Origin of the sequence: Cryobacterium sp. PH29-G1, assembly GCF_030063365.1 — a bacterium.
Lineage (GTDB): Bacteria > Actinomycetota > Actinomycetes > Actinomycetales > Microbacteriaceae > Cryobacterium.
Genome location: NZ_JASISY010000001.1, coordinates 129,699 through 146,464 on the forward strand (window position 1 = coordinate 129,699; position 16,766 = coordinate 146,464).

Annotated in this window: 19 protein-coding genes; 10 read left to right on the plus strand and 9 right to left on the minus strand. The window is 64.1% G+C overall.

The genetic code is table 11. The features are described from left to right. The first annotated feature begins 57 nt into the window (after positions 1-57). The 4 genes from groES (at position 58) to QMK22_RS00655 (ending at position 3,631) form a co-directional block, all read left to right on the plus strand. On the plus strand, positions 58-354 hold the full coding sequence (gene groES, locus QMK22_RS00640; RefSeq protein WP_092339382.1) for a co-chaperone GroES: 297 nt from the start codon (positions 58-60) through the stop codon (positions 352-354). 133 nt (positions 355-487) lie between these two features. Next, the gene (gene rarD, locus QMK22_RS00645; protein WP_502856789.1) at positions 488-1,447 is read left to right on the plus strand and encodes an EamA family transporter RarD; all 960 of its coding nucleotides are present in this window, start codon (positions 488-490) and stop codon (positions 1,445-1,447) included. Between the two features lie 52 nt (positions 1,448-1,499). After that, complete coding sequence (locus tag QMK22_RS00650) at positions 1,500-2,207, plus strand: hypothetical protein (RefSeq protein ID WP_283495695.1); 708 nt, start codon at positions 1,500-1,502, stop codon at positions 2,205-2,207. Between the two features lie 122 nt (positions 2,208-2,329). After that, the gene (locus QMK22_RS00655; RefSeq protein ID WP_283495696.1) at positions 2,330-3,631 is read left to right on the plus strand and encodes an ABC transporter substrate-binding protein; all 1,302 of its coding nucleotides are present in this window, start codon (positions 2,330-2,332) and stop codon (positions 3,629-3,631) included. Between the two features lie 159 nt (positions 3,632-3,790). On the opposite strand, the gene QMK22_RS00660 is transcribed toward QMK22_RS00655, so the two are convergent. Genes QMK22_RS00660 through QMK22_RS00675 form a run of 4 tightly spaced genes read right to left on the minus strand, consistent with a single transcriptional unit; the run spans position 3,791 to position 7,706 of the window. After that, entirely contained in the window at positions 3,791-4,558 is a 768-nt protein-coding gene (locus QMK22_RS00660) for an ABC transporter ATP-binding protein (protein ID WP_283495697.1), read from the minus strand. Next, positions 4,545-5,435: an ABC transporter ATP-binding protein gene (locus tag QMK22_RS00665; RefSeq protein WP_283496027.1), complete on the minus strand. Its 891-nt coding sequence runs from the start codon at positions 5,433-5,435 to the stop codon at positions 4,545-4,547. The genes QMK22_RS00660 and QMK22_RS00665 overlap by 14 nt, the downstream gene beginning before the upstream one ends. Before the next feature lie 58 nt (positions 5,436-5,493). After that, positions 5,494-6,474: a branched-chain amino acid ABC transporter permease gene (locus QMK22_RS00670; RefSeq protein ID WP_283495698.1), complete on the minus strand. Its 981-nt coding sequence runs from the start codon at positions 6,472-6,474 to the stop codon at positions 5,494-5,496. Positions 6,475-6,482: 8 nt separating this feature from the next. Beyond that, positions 6,483-7,706 (minus strand): branched-chain amino acid ABC transporter permease, encoded by a 1,224-nt coding sequence (locus QMK22_RS00675; RefSeq protein WP_283496028.1) that lies wholly within the window; start codon positions 7,704-7,706, stop codon positions 6,483-6,485. 316 nt (positions 7,707-8,022) lie between these two features. Between QMK22_RS00675 and guaB the strand changes: the two genes are divergently transcribed. The 3 genes from guaB to QMK22_RS00690 all read left to right on the plus strand — a co-directional run bounded on the left by guaB (position 8,023) and on the right by QMK22_RS00690 (position 12,568). Further along, entirely contained in the window at positions 8,023-9,525 is a 1,503-nt protein-coding gene (gene guaB, locus QMK22_RS00680) for an IMP dehydrogenase (protein ID WP_283495699.1), read from the plus strand. A 95-nt stretch (positions 9,526-9,620) separates the two neighbouring features. Continuing rightward, positions 9,621-10,739, plus strand: coding sequence for a GuaB3 family IMP dehydrogenase-related protein (locus tag QMK22_RS00685; RefSeq protein WP_283495700.1), 1,119 nt, complete (start codon positions 9,621-9,623; stop codon positions 10,737-10,739). Between the two features lie 95 nt (positions 10,740-10,834). After that, positions 10,835-12,568: a glycerol-3-phosphate dehydrogenase/oxidase gene (locus QMK22_RS00690; RefSeq protein WP_283495701.1), complete on the plus strand. Its 1,734-nt coding sequence runs from the start codon at positions 10,835-10,837 to the stop codon at positions 12,566-12,568. A gap of 81 nt (positions 12,569-12,649) precedes the next feature. Here the strand turns inward: QMK22_RS00690 and QMK22_RS00695 are convergent, their stop codons facing one another. The 5 genes from QMK22_RS00695 to QMK22_RS00715 form a co-directional block, all read right to left on the minus strand. Continuing rightward, positions 12,650-13,264: a hypothetical protein gene (locus tag QMK22_RS00695; protein ID WP_283495702.1), complete on the minus strand. Its 615-nt coding sequence runs from the start codon at positions 13,262-13,264 to the stop codon at positions 12,650-12,652. Further along, positions 13,261-13,779, minus strand: coding sequence for a DUF6286 domain-containing protein (locus QMK22_RS00700; RefSeq protein ID WP_283496029.1), 519 nt, complete (start codon positions 13,777-13,779; stop codon positions 13,261-13,263). Before QMK22_RS00700 ends, QMK22_RS00695 begins: the two co-directional genes overlap by 4 nt. Positions 13,780-13,925: 146 nt before the next feature. Next, positions 13,926-14,324 carry an NTP pyrophosphohydrolase gene (locus QMK22_RS00705; RefSeq protein ID WP_283495703.1) on the minus strand — a complete coding sequence of 133 codons (399 nt, stop codon included), beginning with the start codon at positions 14,322-14,324 and terminating at the stop codon, positions 13,926-13,928. Beyond that, complete coding sequence (locus QMK22_RS00710; protein WP_283495704.1) at positions 14,324-14,512, minus strand: DUF2273 domain-containing protein; 189 nt, start codon at positions 14,510-14,512, stop codon at positions 14,324-14,326. The genes QMK22_RS00705 and QMK22_RS00710 overlap by 1 nt, the downstream gene beginning before the upstream one ends. Continuing rightward, the gene (locus QMK22_RS00715; protein WP_502856790.1) at positions 14,509-15,018 is read right to left on the minus strand and encodes an Asp23/Gls24 family envelope stress response protein; all 510 of its coding nucleotides are present in this window, start codon (positions 15,016-15,018) and stop codon (positions 14,509-14,511) included. Before QMK22_RS00715 ends, QMK22_RS00710 begins: the two co-directional genes overlap by 4 nt. Before the next feature lie 137 nt (positions 15,019-15,155). Here QMK22_RS00715 and QMK22_RS00720 point away from each other — a divergent pair, with 137 nt between their 5' ends. From QMK22_RS00720 to QMK22_RS00730, 3 genes are read left to right on the plus strand one after another with little or no spacing between them, the layout of a single operon-like run. Continuing rightward, positions 15,156-15,731, plus strand: a complete 576-nt coding sequence (locus QMK22_RS00720) for an RNA polymerase sigma factor (protein ID WP_283495705.1) — start codon at positions 15,156-15,158, stop codon at positions 15,729-15,731. Next, positions 15,728-16,357, plus strand: a complete 630-nt coding sequence (locus tag QMK22_RS00725) for an Asp23/Gls24 family envelope stress response protein (RefSeq protein WP_283495706.1) — start codon at positions 15,728-15,730, stop codon at positions 16,355-16,357. Before QMK22_RS00720 ends, QMK22_RS00725 begins: the two co-directional genes overlap by 4 nt. Beyond that, positions 16,354-16,665, plus strand: a complete 312-nt coding sequence (locus QMK22_RS00730) for a hypothetical protein (RefSeq protein ID WP_283495707.1) — start codon at positions 16,354-16,356, stop codon at positions 16,663-16,665. Before QMK22_RS00725 ends, QMK22_RS00730 begins: the two co-directional genes overlap by 4 nt. The last annotated feature ends 101 nt before the right edge of the window (positions 16,666-16,766 follow it).

Sequence of the window (16,766 nt, forward strand, 5' to 3'; positions counted from 1 at the left end):
TTCACTTGGCACTCTCGCTGTGAGTCTGCTAACCCAAATCTTAGAAAGAGGTCAACCGTGTCGGTCTCCATCAAGCCGCTCGAGGATCGCATCGTCATCAAGCAGGTCGACGCCGAGCAGACCACCGCATCAGGTCTGGTCATTCCTGACACCGCGAAGGAAAAGCCCCAGGAGGGCGAAGTTGTTGCAGTCGGCCCCGGCCGCATTGACGACAACGGCAACCGCATTCCCCTCGACATCGCCGTCGGCGACAAGGTCATCTACTCCAAGTACGGCGGAACCGAGGTCAAGTTCGGTGGCGACGACCTGTTGGTTCTCTCCGCTCGCGACGTGCTCGCGGTCGTCGTTCGATAACAATCGTTCGCTGACTATCTTTCGATAGCACGCGCACGAACTAGTACACCGACCAGTCGGTAGTTCTAGACTGAAAGCTCCCGAATGGCTCTGCCATTCGGGAGTTTTTCTGTTTCGACCCAAGGACACTCATATGGATGCCGGTACCCCGGGCAGCACCACCGGCGCCGACGCGCGCAGCCTGCACAGCACACACCGCTCCGGCCTCATGTTCGGGGGGCTCTCGTACCTGCTGTGGGGAATGCTGCCGCTGTACTTTCTGCTGCTCACTCCCTCAGGGGCCTTCGAGATTGTCGCCTGGCGGGTGTTGTTCTCCCTTGTGTTCTGCGCCGTCATCATCACCGTGACCCGCGCCTGGAACGTGCTCGGCCGCGCACTTCGCCAACGGCGCATCGTCTTGACCATGGGCCTGGCCGGCATTTTCATCTTCATCAACTGGCAGACCTATGTGATCGCCGCCACGACCGGGCACGTGGTTGAGGCGGCGCTGGGCTATTTCATCAATCCCATCATCACGGTATTGCTCGGAGTCTTCGTACTACGCGAGCGGCTGCGCCCCCTGCAGTGGGTGGCGATCGGCGTCAGCTTTCTCGCCGTGGTCGTGCTCGCCGTCGGATACGGCTCCCTCCCGTGGATCTCGCTCATTCTCGCCTTCTCCTTCGGGTTCTACGGGCTGATCAAAAAGCGGGTCGGGCCGAGCGTCGACGCCGTTACCGGACTCACCCTTGAAACCGCCTGGCTTGCCCCGGTCGCCATCGTGCAACTGTTCGTGGTCTCCAGCCTGTCCGGTCTCACCTTCGGCACCGTCTCGCCCGTGCACACCATGGGCCTGCTCGCTGCCGGTGTGATCACGGCGGTGCCCCTGCTGCTCTTCGCGGCGGCGGCACGACGCCTGCCGCTCACCGTGCTGGGCCTCATTCAGTTCGTCGCCCCGGTGCTGCAATTCCTGGTCGGCGTGTTCGTGTTGAAGGAGGCCATGCCCCTCGAGCGCTGGGCCGGATTCGGCCTGGTCTGGGTGGCCCTGATCATCCTCACGGTCGACATGGTCGCCTCCGGTCGAGCTCCGCGCCGGGCTGCCCTCGAACCGGCCTGACCAGCCGATACGCTGAGGCGATACGTTCCGCCGCTCGCACCAAAGGATCCACATGCCCCGTCGTCTGCTCACCGCCGCCGTACTTCTGGGCATTCTTGCACTCACCGGTTGCGCGAGCACCCCGGCAGTCGTGCCCAGCGCCACCCCGCAACCGAGCGTGACGGCGGTGCCGAGCGGCGATGGGATTCTCCGGATCGGCACCCTGTTTCCCATGACCGGCGATAATGCTGCCAGCGGCGCTGCCCAGGTGGCCGGCACCGAGCTGGCTCTACGCAACATTCTGGCCGAGCAGACGATACCGACCCAGGTCGTAGAGCTCATCCATCGAAACTCCGCCGGTGACCTCGCCGCGGCCTTCGCCGACCTCGTGGCGCGCGGGGCAGACCTGATCTTGTGGGATGCGACGACGGCGTTTCCAGCGGATGCTGAGGCGTCCGTGAACGGTGCGGCACTGGTCGCCCTGAGCGACTTCGCGAACGGAGGAACCCCCCTCGCCGCCGACGAGGCGTTCACGGCACGGCTCAAGTCCGCCGATCCCGGGCTGGCCGGCACCGCCGGCGGCGCCGAAGCCTACGACGGCGTCATCACCGCTGCCCTGGCCGCCGTGATCACCGCGGACGACGGCGCTGCATCGTTGACGGCAGGCTGGTCGCAAGTGGTTTCGGGAAGCGCCGTGTGCGGCTCGTGGGGAGCGTGCGTGCTCGCCGTCAGCGAGACGCAAATCATTGATTATCAGGGGATTACCGGTCGTCGTTCGTAACGATTTGGTCGCTTTACACGGTTGTAACACGCAGAGATAGGTTTCGGGGCCCCTGATTGCCTACTCTGACACCACGGCAGTCAATCGGCTGACCAGACTTACCACAACCATCAAGGAGCAACATGAGCGTATTCGCGAAGGCCTCGGCCTCCCGCTCAGTTCGTACCCTCGTTACCGGTGTCGCACTCGTCGGCGTGAGCGCACTACTGCTCACCGGCTGCAGCAATGGTGCGGCTACGACGCCGAGCGATTCTGCGTCACCGTCGGCGGATGCCGCCGACTTCAAACCGGTTGAGTCCGGTGCTCGCGATCTGTCCCTGAAAATCGGCACCATCCTCCCGCAGAGTGGTGCGCTGGCCTTCCTCGGCCCGCCCGAAGAAGCCGGCGTTCAGCTCGCCGTCAACGACATCAATGCGGCCGGACTCGGCATCAACGTTGAGGCGATCTTCCGCGACTCGGGCGATACCACGACCGACACCGCGACCCCCTCCGTGACCGACCTTCTCTCGCAGGACGTCACGGCGATCGTCGGTGCGGCTTCCTCGGGTGTCTCCAAGACCGTGATCGACAAGATCACCGGCGCCGGGGTCGTGCAGTTCTCACCGGCCAACACCTCGCCGGACTTCACGACCTACGACGACAAGGGCCTGTACTGGCGCACCGCTCCCTCCGACCTGCTTCAGGGCGAGGTCCTCGGAAACCAGATCGCCGATGACGGCAACGCCACTCTCGGACTGATCGTGCTCAACGATGCCTACGGCACCGGCCTGGCCAAGGCCACCCGCACGGCGTTTGAGGCGGCTGGCGGAGAAGTTGTCGCCGAGTCGCTGTTCAACGAGGGGGAGTCCAACTTCGCCTCGCAGATTGCCGACGTTACCGCGGCAGCTCCCGACGCGATCGCGCTGATCACGTTCGACCAGTCCAAGATCATCGTGCCCGACCTGGTCGCCGGCGGTTTTCCGGGTGGCCAGCTCTACTTCGTTGACGGTAACCTGAAGGACTACAGCCCCGACTTCGCCGCCGACCTCATCACCGGAGCCAAGGGCACGCTGCCCGGGCTTGACGTGGGAACGCTGGGCGATTTCACCGATCGCCTGAAGGAAATCAACCCGACGCTGACCGACTACAGCTACGCCGCTGAGTCGTACGACGCCGTGATCCTGATCGCCATGGCCGCTTACGCGGGCAACGACGTATCCGGTACCTCCATCGCCAGCTATCTCCGCCAGGTTTCTGGCGGAACCGGCGACGGGACCAAGGTCACCGACTTCGCGACCGCCGCTAAGGCACTGGCCGACGGAGAACAGGTTGACTACGACGGCTTCTCCGGTCCGATCACGTTCGACGAGAACGGCGACCCGACCGAGGCGACCATCGGCCTGTACCAGTACCAGGCCGATAACACGTACGTTCGCATCAACTAGTCACACTGCGCATCAGCTAGTCACACTGCGCATCAGCTAGTCACACTGCGTGAAGGGCCCCGGCTTCGGTCGGGGCCCTTTTCTGCCCAATCGGCGGCGTTGACTTCGCCGTCGATGCCGTCTGTCTCGGCTGGCAAGCTGCAGGTACGGTTCAGCGGGCTAATCCTGCCCGAGGGTGCCGAGGTACAGGCCGATCACCTTGGGGTCGTTCAGAAGCTCACGTCCGGTGCCGGTGTAGGCGTCGCGGCCCTGGTCGAGCACGTAACCGCGGTCGCAGATCTGCAGGCAGCGACGGGCGTTCTGCTCGACCATGATCGTGGTCACTCCGGCCTTGTTAATTTCCTTCACCCGAAGAAAGGCCTCATCCTGGCGCACCGGGGAGAGGCCGGCGCTCGGCTCGTCGAGCAGCAGCACGTGCGGTCCCATCATGAGTGCTCGGCTCATGGCGACCATCTGGCGTTCGCCACCCGAGAGCGAACCCGCGCGCTGCGACATGCGCTTGCCCAGCTCGGGAAAGATCTCGGTGACGAACTCGAGGCGTTCCACGAGGCCCTTGGGTCGCTGAAAGATGCCCATTTCGAGGTTCTCCCGAATGGTCAGCGTGGGAAAAACGTTGTTGTTCTGCGGCACAAAGCCGACGCCCTGGGCGACCAGCTTGTTCGCTTTGAGGTTGGTGATGTTTTTGCCGCGCAGCAGAATCTCGCCCTCGCGCACCTTCACCTGGCCGAAGATCGATTTGAGCAGCGTCGACTTGCCGGCGCCGTTCGGGCCGATGATGCCGATGAGCTCGCCGTCGTAGGCGGTGAGGGAGCAGGAATTCAAAATGTTCACGCCGGTGACATAACCGGCCGTGACGTTCTTGACCTCGACGACGGCGTCGCGGGAGGGGGAGGGGGCCGGTGCGGCCTGCGGGCTAGCGTTCGTCATCGAGCAACTCCTTCACTGCGGAAACGTGTTCGGTTTCGGCATCGGGGTCTTCGCCGATGTCCTCGTCGTGGTGCTGACCGAGGTAAGCGTCGATCACGGCCGGGTCTTTCATGACCTCGTGTGGGTCGCCCTCGGCCACCACCTTGCCCTCGGCCATCACGATCACCCAGTCGGCGATGTGACGCACCATGTGCATGTCGTGCTCCACAAAGAGAACGGTCATGCCCTGGGACTTGAGGTTGAGAATGTGGTCGAGCAGCGACTGCGTGAGAGCCGGGTTGACGCCGGCCATCGGCTCATCGAGCATCACCAGGGTAGGGTCGCTCATCAGCGCACGGGCCATTTCCAGCAGCTTGCGCTGCCCGCCGGAGAGACTCGCCGCGTAGTCGTCTTTCTTGGCATCGAGCTTGAACCGGGTGAGCAGATCAAGCGCCTTGACCCGGTTGTCTGCCTCCTGATTGCGCCAGAGAAACGGCAGCAGGGCGCGGAACAGATTCTCGCCGGTCTGTCCCTTGGCACCGAGCAGCATGTTATCCATGACCGTGAGCAGGCCGAGGGCCTTCGTGAGCTGGAAGGTGCGGATCTGCCCCATGCGGGCGACCTTGTAGGCGGGAACGCCGGCGAGCGAACGCCCGTCGAACGTCCATGTGCCCTCGTCGGGCTTGTCGAAACCGGTCAGGAGGTTGAATAGCGTCGTTTTGCCTGCACCGTTGGGACCGATCAGCGCGGTGATGGCGCCGCGGGGAACCTCGACGTGGTCGACGTCGACGGCGGTGAGACCGCCAAAGGTGCGCCGTACGTTGTCGACGACCAGGATCGGGTCGACCTTGCGGCAGCCCGGTTCGGCATCGCCGACGTGCAGGCCGGTCGTTTTGATCGGCTTCTGGGTGGGGACTGGCGGCTCCAGGGGAGCCGACGAATCGAGAGGAATAGCGTTAGCGGACAAAAGCCAACTCCTTCTTATTTCCGAAGATGCCTTGCGGTCTGAAGATGACGATGAGCATGATCGCCACTCCCACCAGGATGAAACGCAATTGACCGCCCTGAACCGAAGTCATGAACGGCAACCAGCCGGCCTCCACGGCGCGGGCGACAAAACCCGAGAAGAAGGAGAGCAGCACCCAGAAGATCATCGATCCGATGATCGGGCCGAGCACGGTAGCCGCACCGCCAAGCAGCAGGATGGCGTAGATGAAGAATGTCAGGGTGGTCTGATAATTGGACGGTACGACGGCTCGCGGCAGGGCGAAGATCATGCCGGCGATAGTGCCGAAGACGCCACCCAGGATGAGCGACTGCATTTTGTAGGCGTACACGTTCTTGCCGAGGGCGCGCACGGCATCTTCGTCTTCGCGGATGCCCTTGATGACGCGGCCCCAGGGACTGCGCATGATCTGCCAGACCAGCAGGGCAGCGAGGATCACGATGGACCAGGCCACGATGCGCAGCCAGGTGTCGTAGGCGTTGTTCTCAAACGGTCCGAATCCGTAGCTTCCCGGCGCCAAGGGGTTGAGCGCCGCGAACTCGTTCTTGTAACCGCTCAGGCCGTTGGCCGAGCCGGTGACGTCGGCGAAGGTGTTCGTCGTGAACAGCAGCCGCACGATTTCCGCGGCTGCGATCGTGACGATGGCCAGATAGTCGGCGCGCAGTCGCAGGGTGGGAACACCCAAAATCAACGCGAAGACAATGGATGCTCCCACCCCAACGAGAAAAGCTCCCCAGACCGGAAACCCGAAGGTCAGGATCGAGATCGCATAGCCGTAGGCTCCGAGAGCCATGAAGCCGGCCTGGCCGAAGTTCAGCAGGCCGGTATAGCCGAAGTGCACGGCCAGCCCGAGGGCGGCGAGTGCATACGCGGCGGTGGTCGGGCTGATCAGCTCGACAGCTGCGTTGCCAAAGATTGCTCCCCAGTCCATGTGAACCCCTAACCAATTCTCTCTTTGCGACCCAGGATGCCCTGCGGTCGAAACAGCAGCACCAGGATCAAAATTACGAGGGCGCCGACGATCTTCATGTCGGACGGAAGCCACAGCGTCGAAAGCTCAACGAACAGCCCGACGATGATGGAGCCGACGAGGGCTCCGAAAGCCGTGCCGAGGCCGCCGAGCGTGACCGCGGCGAAGACGAGGAGCAGCATTTGAAAGCCCATGTCCCAGCTGACGCCGGGGCGAAAATAGGCCCAGAGCACGCCGCTGAGCCCGGCCAGGGCTGCACCGACCACCCAGACGATGCGGATGACGTTGTCGACGTCGATGCCGCTCGCAGAGGCGAGGCTCGGGTTGTCGGAGACAGCGCGAGTGGCCTTGCCGATGCGGGTGCGCAGCAGAAAATATGCCACGGCGAGCAGAACGACAATGCTGACTCCCATGCTGGCCATGTCGATCGGTGACAGCGACACCGGACCGAACTGGAGGTCTCTCATACCGGCGCCGGGGAGCTGGCTCGTGCTGCCGCCAAAGAAGTATTGGTACACGTACCGCAGGGCCAACGACAACCCGATGCTCACGATCATGAGTGGGATCACGGCAACGCCCTTGCGGCGCAGGGGCTTCCAGATGACCGCATCGAGGCCGAAGCCGAGCCCGCCGCTTAATACCACGGCGATGAGGATGGCCAGCCAGATCGGCAGGCCAAGGTTCACGGACAGCACGAGGGTTGCCAGCGCGCCGAACGTGATCATCTCAGCGTGGGCGAAGTTGCTGAGTCCGGTGGTGCCGAAGATCAGTGACACCCCGATCGCCGCGAGGGCCAGGAGCAGGCCGAAGTTCAGGCCGTTCACGAACCGGTTGACGAATTGGTCGAAGAAGTTCACCGTGCTGCGGGTGCCTTCACCGAGGAAGAAGTTGACCGATTTGCGGTTGGTCAGGCCGAACTCGGCGTCGATCACGTTGCCGCCCTTGGCGACGATGACGCCGTCGGGCAGGGTGTCTTCGTCAAGGGTCACCTTGTAGGTGCCCTTCTCCGGCACTCCGATGGCCCACTTGCCATCAGCATCCGTCACGGTGTCGGCCTTGTAACCATTGCCGTTGAGGGCGATGGCCACGCCGTCGAGGGCGTCGCCGTTGAACTGCACGTTGCCGGTGACCGTGTAGTCGTATTCGGTACCCACCTCATCGGCGTGGGCGCTGCTCACCGAGAAAGTGGCCATGGTGAGGGCTGCCAGAAGCGTCAGTAGCAGGATGGCGAGCACCCTGGGAACGTATCTCGCAGCCGTAAGAGTGGACTTCACGGGACCTCCATGTTGGTGCCGACCGGTGGGTAACCGGGCGGGCGCCGGGTAACTACTGTCAACTTCGTTGTTGAGAGTACGTGCCGATTATGTCCTATATGTTTCGAAACTCCGCACCAACTCGCGTTTCGTGGGCGGAATGTGATGAGCCCAAACACGCTTAACATTGAAGGACCGGTTAATTCGCGAGTTTTGCCGGACAATTTTCTGTTTTTAGCTATAGATAAGGGGTTTCATGGATCAGCCAGATCCGTTCGGTTTCACCGGGCTCACCTACGACGACGTGCTGCTCCTACCGGGGCACACCGACGTTATTCCCAGTGAGGCGGTCACCAAATCCCGGTTGACCCGGCGAATCGACGTGTCACTGCCGTTGTTGTCCAGCGCTATGGACACCGTTACCGAGACCCGCATGGCCATCGCAATGGCCCGCGAGGGCGGCCTGGGTATTCTGCACCGCAACCTCTCGATCGGCGACCAGGCCGAACAGGTCGACCTGGTCAAGCGCAGCGAATCCGGAATGATCACCAATCCGGTCACCACATCGCCCGACGCCACCGTGGCCGAGGTTGACGCTCTCTGCGGCCAGTTCCGAGTGAGCGGTCTGCCCGTCGTCGACAGTGACGGCATTCTCGTGGGAATCATCACCAATCGTGACATGCGCTTCGTGCCCCACGCCAAGAAGGCGCTGACCCGGGTGCGCGAGGTCATGACCACGTCCCCGCTGATCACCGGCAAGGTCGGGATGGCCCCCGAAGACGCACTCGCGATCTTCGCCAGGCACAAGATCGAAAAGCTCCCCCTGATCGACGCCAACGGCAAGCTCACCGGCCTGATCACCGTGAAAGACTTCGACAAGAGCGAGGAATACCCTCTCGCTACCAAGGATGACGGCGGACGCCTGCGCGTCGGCGCCGCCATCGGCTTCTTCGGTGATGCCTGGCAGCGTGCGACCGCACTGCTGGAATCCGGGGTGGACGTGCTCGTGGTGGACACCGCCAACGGTGACAGCGCCGGGGTGCTCGACATTATCCGTCGTCTCAAATCAGACAAGGCCTTCAACGACGTCGACGTGATCGGCGGCAACGTGGCGACCCGCTCGGGCGCCCAGGCACTCATCGACGCGGGCGCCGACGCCATCAAGGTGGGCGTGGGTCCCGGCTCCATCTGCACCACCCGCATCGTGGCTGGCGTCGGCGTTCCCCAGATCACTGCCGTCTACCAGGCCTCGCTGGCCGCGCGCGAAACGGGTATTCCCGTGATCGCCGACGGTGGACTGCAGTATTCCGGTGACATCGCCAAGGCCCTCGTGGCCGGAGCCGACACCGTGATGCTCGGCTCGCTGCTGGCCGGGTGCACCGAAAGCCCCGGTGAACTCGTGTTCGTCAACGGTAAGCAGTTCAAGACCTACCGCGGTATGGGTTCGCTCGGTGCGCTGCAGACTCGCGGCTCGAAAACGTCCTATTCCAAGGACCGTTACTTTCAGAGCGACGTGCCGAACGACGAGAAGCTCATTCCCGAGGGCATCGAGGGCCAGGTTCCGTTCCGCGGTCCCCTCGCTGCCGTGGCCTACCAGCTCATCGGTGGCCTGCGCCAGTCCATGTTTTATGTGGGCGCCCGCACCATTGCCGAGCTCAAGCAAAACGGCAAGTTCGTGCGCATCACGCCCGCTGGGCTCAAGGAATCGCACCCGCACGACGTGCAGATCGTGGTTGAGGCGCCGAACTACCGTCGTTAGGTCGGTGCCTGAAGACCCCGGGGCGGTCCGCCCGCTCCGGGGACTGGGCATCCGCTTGAAAAGGGAAGGTCGGTGGCTCCGTCTAAACTGGAGTCATGGAAATCGAGATCGGCCGTTCCAAGCGCGCTCGCCGCGTATACGCCTTTGACGACATCGCGGTGGTGCCCAGTCGGCGCACCCGCGACCCGGAGGACGTATCGGTCGGCTGGAGCATCGACGCCTACCAGTTCGCCATTCCGGTGCTCGCCGCTCCCATGGACTCCGTGGTGTCTCCCACGACGGCGATCATGATGGGCCAGCTCGGCGGCGTCGGAGTGCTCGACCTCGAGGGGTTGTGGACCCGGCATGAGAATCCCGAGCCGCTGCTCGCCGAAATTCGCAGTCTGCCCGCCGACAAGGCGACGGCTCGCATGCAGGAGATGTACTCCGCACCGATCCAGCCCGAGCTGGTCACCGCCCGCCTGGCCGAAATTCGCGCCGGCGGCGTTACCGTGGCCGGTGCGCTGTCACCCCAGCGCACCCAGGAACTCTACGAAACCGTCGTTGCCGCCGGCGTCGACCTGTTCGTGATTCGCGGTACCACGGTGTCGGCCGAGCATGTCTCCCAGAACCAGGAACCGCTCAACCTCAAGAAGTTCATTTACGAGCTCGACGTGCCCGTCATCGTCGGTGGTGCAGCCACCTACACGGCGGCCCTGCACCTCATGCGCACCGGAGCCGCCGGCGTTTTGGTCGGATTCGGTGGCGGCGCAGCCTCCACCACCCGCGCGACTCTCGGCATTCACGCTCCCATGGCCACGGCCGTAGCGGATGTCGCGGGCGCTCGCCGCGACTACATGGACGAATCCGGCGGCCGTTACGTGCACGTCATCGCCGACGGCGGGCTCGGCACCTCCGGCGACATCGTCAAGGCCGTCGCCTGCGGCGCCGACGCCGTCATGCTCGGTACCGCCCTCGCCCGGGCAACGGACGCGCCCGGCGGCGGATTCCACTGGGGCGCCGAAGCTCACCACCCGCAACTGCCGCGCGGCAAGCGCGTCGAGGTGGGCAGCGTTGCGCCCCTCGAAGAGATTCTTTACGGCCCGGCACCGGTCGCCGACGGAACCGCCAACCTGATCGGCGCGCTGCGTCGGTCAATGGCCACCACGGGCTACTCCGATCTCAAAGAATTTCAACGGGTTGAAGTGGTTGTCGCGCCGTACCGAGTGAACTAGCGTCGAAGACAGTACCTCCCGTCACTACCCGCCATAATGTTGTCGCAGCACGCCCTGACCTCTCGTCTAAACACTGAGTCTGAACAGGAGTAGCAATGGCCTCCCACAAATCGGTCACCCGGTCCACAAAATTGGGGCCGGAGGAGCGGGTTGCCGCTCTCGCCAAGCTTAAAGACAAAGAACTCGACATTCTCGTCGTGGGCGGTGGTATCGTCGGCGCCGGCGCCGCCCTCGATGCCGTCACCCGCGGATTGAGCGTGGGCATTCTGGAAGCACGGGATTGGGCGTCGGGCACGTCCAGCCGATCGTCCAAACTCGTGCACGGCGGCATCCGCTATTTGGAGCAGCTCGACTTTCGTCTGGTGCGCGAAGCGCTCACCGAACGAGGCCTCCTGCTGCAGCGCATCGCGCCGCACTTGGTGAAGCCGGTACGGTTTCTCTACCCGCTGAAAAAGCGTTTCACCGAACGGTTCTACGTGGGCGCCGGAATGCTGCTCTATGACATCTTCTCGTACACCGGCGGTCGCCCGCCCGGCGTGCCGCACCACCGCCACCTGTCGAAGCGCCAGGTGCAGAAACTCATGCCGAGCCTCGCCAACGATGCCCTGGTAGGCGGTATCACCTACTACGACGGCCAGGTCGACGACGCACGATACGTGTCAACGCTCGTGCGCACCGCCTCGTTCTACGGCGCACACGCCGCCAACCGGGTGCGGGTCGAGGGATTCATCAAGGTGGGCGAGCGCGTCGTGGGCGTGCGTGCCCACGACTTGCAGACCGACGAACACTTTGAGGTGCGGGCCAAGCAGGTTGTGAACGCGACCGGTGTCTGGACCGACGACACCCAGCGCATGGTCGGCGAACGCGGCACCTTCAAGGTGCGGGCGTCGAAGGGAGTGCACCTCGTGGTGCCGCGCGACCGGTTCCAGTCCGCCATGGGGCTGCTCTTGCGCACCGAAAAAAGCGTATTGTTCGTCATTCCGTGGGGTCGACACTGGCTCATCGGCACGACCGATACCGACTGGCATCTCGACAAGGCGCACCCGGCCGCGACGGCAGCCGACATCGACTACATTCTCGAGCACATCAACTCGGTGCTGAGCGTTCCGCTCACCAGAGAAGATGTGGAGGGTGTTTACGCCGGCCTCCGACCGCTGCTGGCCGGCGAGAGTGACCAAACCTCCAAGCTCTCCCGCGAACACCTCGTCGGGCACTCGGTGCCGGGCCTCGTCGTGATCGCCGGCGGCAAATGGACCACCTACCGCATCATGGCACAGGACGCGGTGAACGCCGCGGTGTCGGCCCTCGACGGCCGCATTCCCGCCTCGGCGACCAAGGACATCCCCCTGCTCGGGGCGGAGGGCTATCAGGCCGCCTGGAATAAGCGCGGCAAGATTGCTCGGGCATTCGGGCTGCACACCGTGCGGGTGGAACACCTGCTCAACCGCTACGGCACCCTCACCGACGAGCTGCTTGACCTCATTCGGGACGACCCGACGCTCGCCGAACCGCTGCCGGGAGCTGACGACTATATCGGTGCCGAAGTCGTCTACGCCGCTTCGCATGAGGGGGCCCTGCACCTCGAAGACGTGCTCGCGCGTCGCACCCGGATTTCCATCGAGGCGTGGGACCGTGGGGTCTCGGCCGCCCCGGTGGCCGCACGGCTGATGGCTCGTGTGCTGGGCTGGGACGAGGAACGCATCGAGCGCGAGGTCGGCTTCTACCTCACTCGGGTGGCCGCCGAACGAGCGTCGCAGGAGGAGCCTGACGATGAATCCGCCGACCGGGTGCGCCTCGAGGCCCCCGACATCACCTCCGCCGATGCCTAGCGAGCCGATGCCTAGCGAGCCGACGCCTAGCGATTAGGCGGCTCGGCAGTTAGGCGGCTCGGCAGTTAGGCGGCTCGGCAGTCAGGCGATTCGGCGCTGGTCGCGAGCGAGCTTCGACCGCAGACCGGTGTGAATCGACAGGTAGCTGGGAATATCGGCACCGGTCAGCGCGGCCAGGTTGTCGAGAAGGTGATCGACGTCATCGATGATCTCTCCGGGGGACGTATTTTGGCGTGGAGTGACGCTGAGGTGCATCATCGGGGCGCGGCGCACGTTGACCACGGACACGCGGGACGAGAGGATCTCGGGTCTGTGGTCGAGTGAGGCTCGGAGTGCATCGGAGGCAAAGCTGGTATCGATGATGATCCTTCCGGCCGGACTATCCTGACCGCCCGTGCGAACGAGCGAGCGGGTGTGCCCGCCGCCGAGCCGAGCCAGAGCAATGATCAACAAGACGATGATCAGCGCGATGGCGGCAAGCGATCCGGCAGCGCCCCAGCTGAGCGTGCTGCCCGCGATCAGGGTCTGGCGGGTCGCGTCGTCAACCCACGCCCGGGCGGACGTGGACGCGGCGGACCACCAATCGGCGGCGGCAGGCCACGCGAAGACGGCAACCACGCCGGCGCCGATGGCAAGAAAGACCAGACCGATCAGTAGCAACAGCGTACGGTTCACAAACCGGTTGGTGTCGTTCATGCGAGGGCTCCTTCGCGCTGTTGCGCTGTGCGTACCCGGGTTTTGATCGGCCGGACAAGTTGGTAGACGTCGAGCTCTGCCGCAATCAACTCTCGAATCCTTTCGTTCGGCACGGGAACGCCGGCGTCGGGAGTGACCACGACATCGACGACACGACCCGACACTCCCACGGTGACGCGGTCGCGGGCGATCCCGGTATGGTCGCTGACGTGTTGCGCGAGAGCAGCAGCGATCACCGCGTTATCGACCAGGACGACACGTCCGGTGCGGGTCAGCTGGTGTTTCGGGAGCCTGCCCGGGGTGAGGGCGAGCACGATGAATACCACTCCGAGTAGGGCCAGTAGGAGCGCGACGGTGATGATCGCCCACGCCGGCTGCTGATCCGGCAAGCCGCTCAACCAAGTGCCGGCCGCCGCGGGCGAAAGCAGAAGACCGGGCTGCGAGAACAGCGAGAGCACGATCTCGGTGCCAACATAGGCCAGCGCCACCACGGCCAGAACGACGGCGCTGGCCATGGCCACGGAGCGGGGAGAGTGAGTCTCCCGACGAACGATGCGCCGGAATGCGGTGCTTGTGCTTGTGCTTGTGCTTGTGCTTGTGCTTGTGCTTGTGCTTGTGCTTGTGCTTGTGCTCGTGCTCGTGCTCGTGCTCGTGCGTGTGCTCATTTCACCCTCCGCTGCTCGCTGACGATCGCACCGGTGACGGTGATGTTCACCCGGGTCACGTCCCGCCCGACGATCCGGGAGATTCGCCTCTGCAGGCTCGTTTGCGTTTCTACGAGGCGCTCCAGAATAGAGCCCGCTGCCGCAACGGCCAGTGCGTCATTCAACGGCGGAATGGGCAAGGCCGACGAAATGGTCACGGCCATCCCCCCGAACGCTGGGGAAATTCTCACGGTCACTCTGCTCCGATCCACTCCCAGGGCAGCGGCGGATGCTTCCTCGACGATTTTCTGAATGACCCGGTCGTGCACGACGGTGTGGCCGGGGCGCAGCGTCGCCCCGACGGTGGCGCGCGGCGGAGGCGCGCCACCGTGCCGGGCAAGGGTCTGCGTGACCATTACGACGTGCGCCGACCGCGGAACGCGTCCGCGAGTCCGCGGGTGTCGATTTGTCCGGAAGCGAAGCGACCCACCAGCGCGCCGACGGCCATCAGCACGAGCACGAGAAGGAATCCCCAGAACCCAAAGAGGAGGATGGCAAAGGCGAGGATGGCCCCGCAGAAAATGCCGGTCACGGTGCCGCTCATGAGACGCGTGACTCCTCGGGCGTGCTTTCCTCACCGGGAAGGTGCACGTCGTTGACGGCGATATTCACCTCGACAACTTCCAAACCGACCAGCGTGTTGATCGCTCCGGAAACGCTTGCTCGCACGTTGTCACAGACCTCCTGGATCGGCGCCGGATATTCGACGACCAACGTGAGATCGATTGCCGCCTGCGTTTCGCCGACTTCGACCTTGATGCCCTGGCTGAGGTCGGTCGCGTTGAACGCGTCGCGCAGCGCGCCCATAGCGCGGGCGCCCCCACCGCCCAGGGCGTACACGCCGGGAACAGCGCGAGCAGCGATACCGGCGACCTTGGAGACGACGCCGTCAGCGATGGTTGTTTTTCCCGTAGTCGAGGAATCTAAATTCGTGCCTGAGGCATTGGCTGCGTGATCGACACGCGACATGGACGCTCCCGACGGTCGAGGGGTGCCGCTTTGGGCCGGTGTAGCGGAGGTGCCGGACGGGTTCTGGGTTTCGGTGGCCATGATTACTCAATCTGTGAGAAGTGTCACCGCCACCTTGTGGTGCCGGATCCAAGCGGTATTCTCGCTCTACAGATAAGACGCGCGTCGAGCCGAATTCGTCACAAATTTGTTTAACTTCTTGCAGATTGGTCTTGGACATGGCCCCCACCGGTGAGGACGGCGCGGACTCCCCATGGGAGGACGTGTCCGACGGAACGCTCGTCGGGCGGGCCGCCGACGGCGATGTTGCGGCTTTCGAAACTCTGGTGCGCCGCCACGCTCCGATGATGCGCGCCTTCGCTGCCCGAATGCTGGGATCGGTCAGCGCCGCCGACGATGTCGTACAAGACTCCTTCCTGATCGCCTGGCGACAGCTGCCCACCCTGCACGATCCCGCTGCCGTGAAGGCGTGGTTGATGAAGATCACCAGCCGGCAGGCGCTCTCGTGCCTTCGGGGGCGCCCATTCGATCGTGCCGTGCCGGAGCGAGAATGCGCTGTTCCGCCAGAGTTACAACCCGAGAGCGTCGTGATTCGAAACGCCCAGCTGCGGGCACTCGCCGCAGCTTTGGAGGCGGTCAGCGAAGATCAACGGCAGTGTTGGCTGCTGCGCGAAGTCGCGGGCCTCAGCTATGAGCAGATTGCCGAGGAGCTACGCATCAGACCCTCGGCCGTTCGTGGCAAACTGGCACGGGCCAGAGCGAGTATCTACGCACGGATGGAGGGATGGCGGTGACCGAGAACACTCCCACCAGGCTGGACTGTGGGAAGACGATTGAGGAGCTCAGCGCCTACCTCGCCGCCGATCGCCTGCCCCCAAACCCGGACATCGACACATGTCCGGAATGTCTCAGCGCACTGGACGGATTGGATCATGTCGCCCAACTGTCCCGAGATCTGATTGCCCGCGACATCGGCAGACAATCCGACCCTCCGGAGTCATGGATCACGACCATCATGTCGAACATCGCCCAGGAAGTTCGTTCGGGCCGATCCCTGCCCCTGCGCCACGACAACCCTGAGGTCACCCTGAGCATTACCGAGGGGGCTGTGCGCGCACTCGTTCGGTCGGTCGGTGATGGCATCGACGGGGTCGTCATCGGCCGGTGCCGCATCGATGGCGACGCCGAAACTCTCGACGCGCCCGTGCAGGTCACCATCACGGCCAGCATATTGTGGGGTCGCTCCCCGCAGGATCTCAGCGAGGTTCTTCGCGGCCGGGTGCACGACGCACTGCGGCAACACACCGATCTGAGGGTCGCTGCCGTGAACATTGTCATCGATGACCTTCACCACATCATCGCGGAGAGTCAAATCACCGCGGAGAGTCCAATCATCACGGAGAGCGAGGACCCCACATGACCATCCCGCCCGACTCCAGCGCCCTCGCGGCGCAGCTGTTGGCTATTCCGGGTGTCGCTGAGATTTTTCCACCGTCGCCACCGATCGTCCAGCTGTCGACGGCCGCCGCCGGCCTCCTCACCCGGAGTCCTATCCGTGCGGACCTCGTTGAGGTCAAGCAAACTTCAGGCGGCACCCGAATCACCGCGAAGATTGCGGCCACCGCCGATCAGCCAGCCCGCGAAACAGGCCGACGGGTCGTCGACTCGCTCCTGGCAGCGGCGGAGCCCGGTGCAGAAGTAACCGTGCAGATCGTGCGCGTCAGCTGACCCTGAGTGAAACTTCCGCGTCGCGCGCCACAGCCCCGCGATACAACCCAGAGGTGCCGAACACAGGCAGCCGGGCGTGGGGGCAAAAGCGGCTCCGGTAG

Bases quoted from the DNA above. Each gene is read 5' to 3' on its own strand.
- rarD (WP_502856789.1), top strand. From the start codon at position 488: ATGGATGCCGGTACCCCGGGCAGCACCACCGGCGCCGACGCGCGCAGC.
- QMK22_RS00650 (WP_283495695.1), top strand. From the start codon at position 1,500: ATGCCCCGTCGTCTGCTCACCGCCGCCGTACTTCTGGGCATTCTTGCA.
- QMK22_RS00655 (WP_283495696.1), top strand. From the start codon at position 2,330: ATGAGCGTATTCGCGAAGGCCTCGGCCTCCCGCTCAGTTCGTACCCTC.
- QMK22_RS00660 (WP_283495697.1), bottom strand. From the start codon at position 4,558: ATGACGAACGCTAGCCCGCAGGCCGCACCGGCCCCCTCCCCCTCCCGC.
- QMK22_RS00670 (WP_283495698.1), bottom strand. From the start codon at position 6,474: ATGGACTGGGGAGCAATCTTTGGCAACGCAGCTGTCGAGCTGATCAGC.
- QMK22_RS00675 (WP_283496028.1), bottom strand. From the start codon at position 7,706: ATGGCCACTTTCTCGGTGAGCAGCGCCCACGCCGATGAGGTGGGTACC.
- guaB (WP_283495699.1), top strand. From the start codon at position 8,023: ATGGATCAGCCAGATCCGTTCGGTTTCACCGGGCTCACCTACGACGAC.
- QMK22_RS00685 (WP_283495700.1), top strand. From the start codon at position 9,621: ATGGAAATCGAGATCGGCCGTTCCAAGCGCGCTCGCCGCGTATACGCC.
- QMK22_RS00690 (WP_283495701.1), top strand. From the start codon at position 10,835: ATGGCCTCCCACAAATCGGTCACCCGGTCCACAAAATTGGGGCCGGAG.
- QMK22_RS00695 (WP_283495702.1), bottom strand. From the start codon at position 13,264: ATGAACGACACCAACCGGTTTGTGAACCGTACGCTGTTGCTACTGATC.
- QMK22_RS00700 (WP_283496029.1), bottom strand. From the start codon at position 13,779: ATGGCCAGCGCCGTCGTTCTGGCCGTGGTGGCGCTGGCCTATGTTGGC.
- QMK22_RS00705 (WP_283495703.1), bottom strand. From the start codon at position 14,324: ATGGTCACGCAGACCCTTGCCCGGCACGGTGGCGCGCCTCCGCCGCGC.
- QMK22_RS00710 (WP_283495704.1), bottom strand. From the start codon at position 14,512: ATGAGCGGCACCGTGACCGGCATTTTCTGCGGGGCCATCCTCGCCTTT.
- QMK22_RS00715 (WP_502856790.1), bottom strand. From the start codon at position 15,018: ATGGCCACCGAAACCCAGAACCCGTCCGGCACCTCCGCTACACCGGCC.
- QMK22_RS00720 (WP_283495705.1), top strand. From the start codon at position 15,156: ATGGCCCCCACCGGTGAGGACGGCGCGGACTCCCCATGGGAGGACGTG.
- QMK22_RS00730 (WP_283495707.1), top strand. From the start codon at position 16,354: ATGACCATCCCGCCCGACTCCAGCGCCCTCGCGGCGCAGCTGTTGGCT.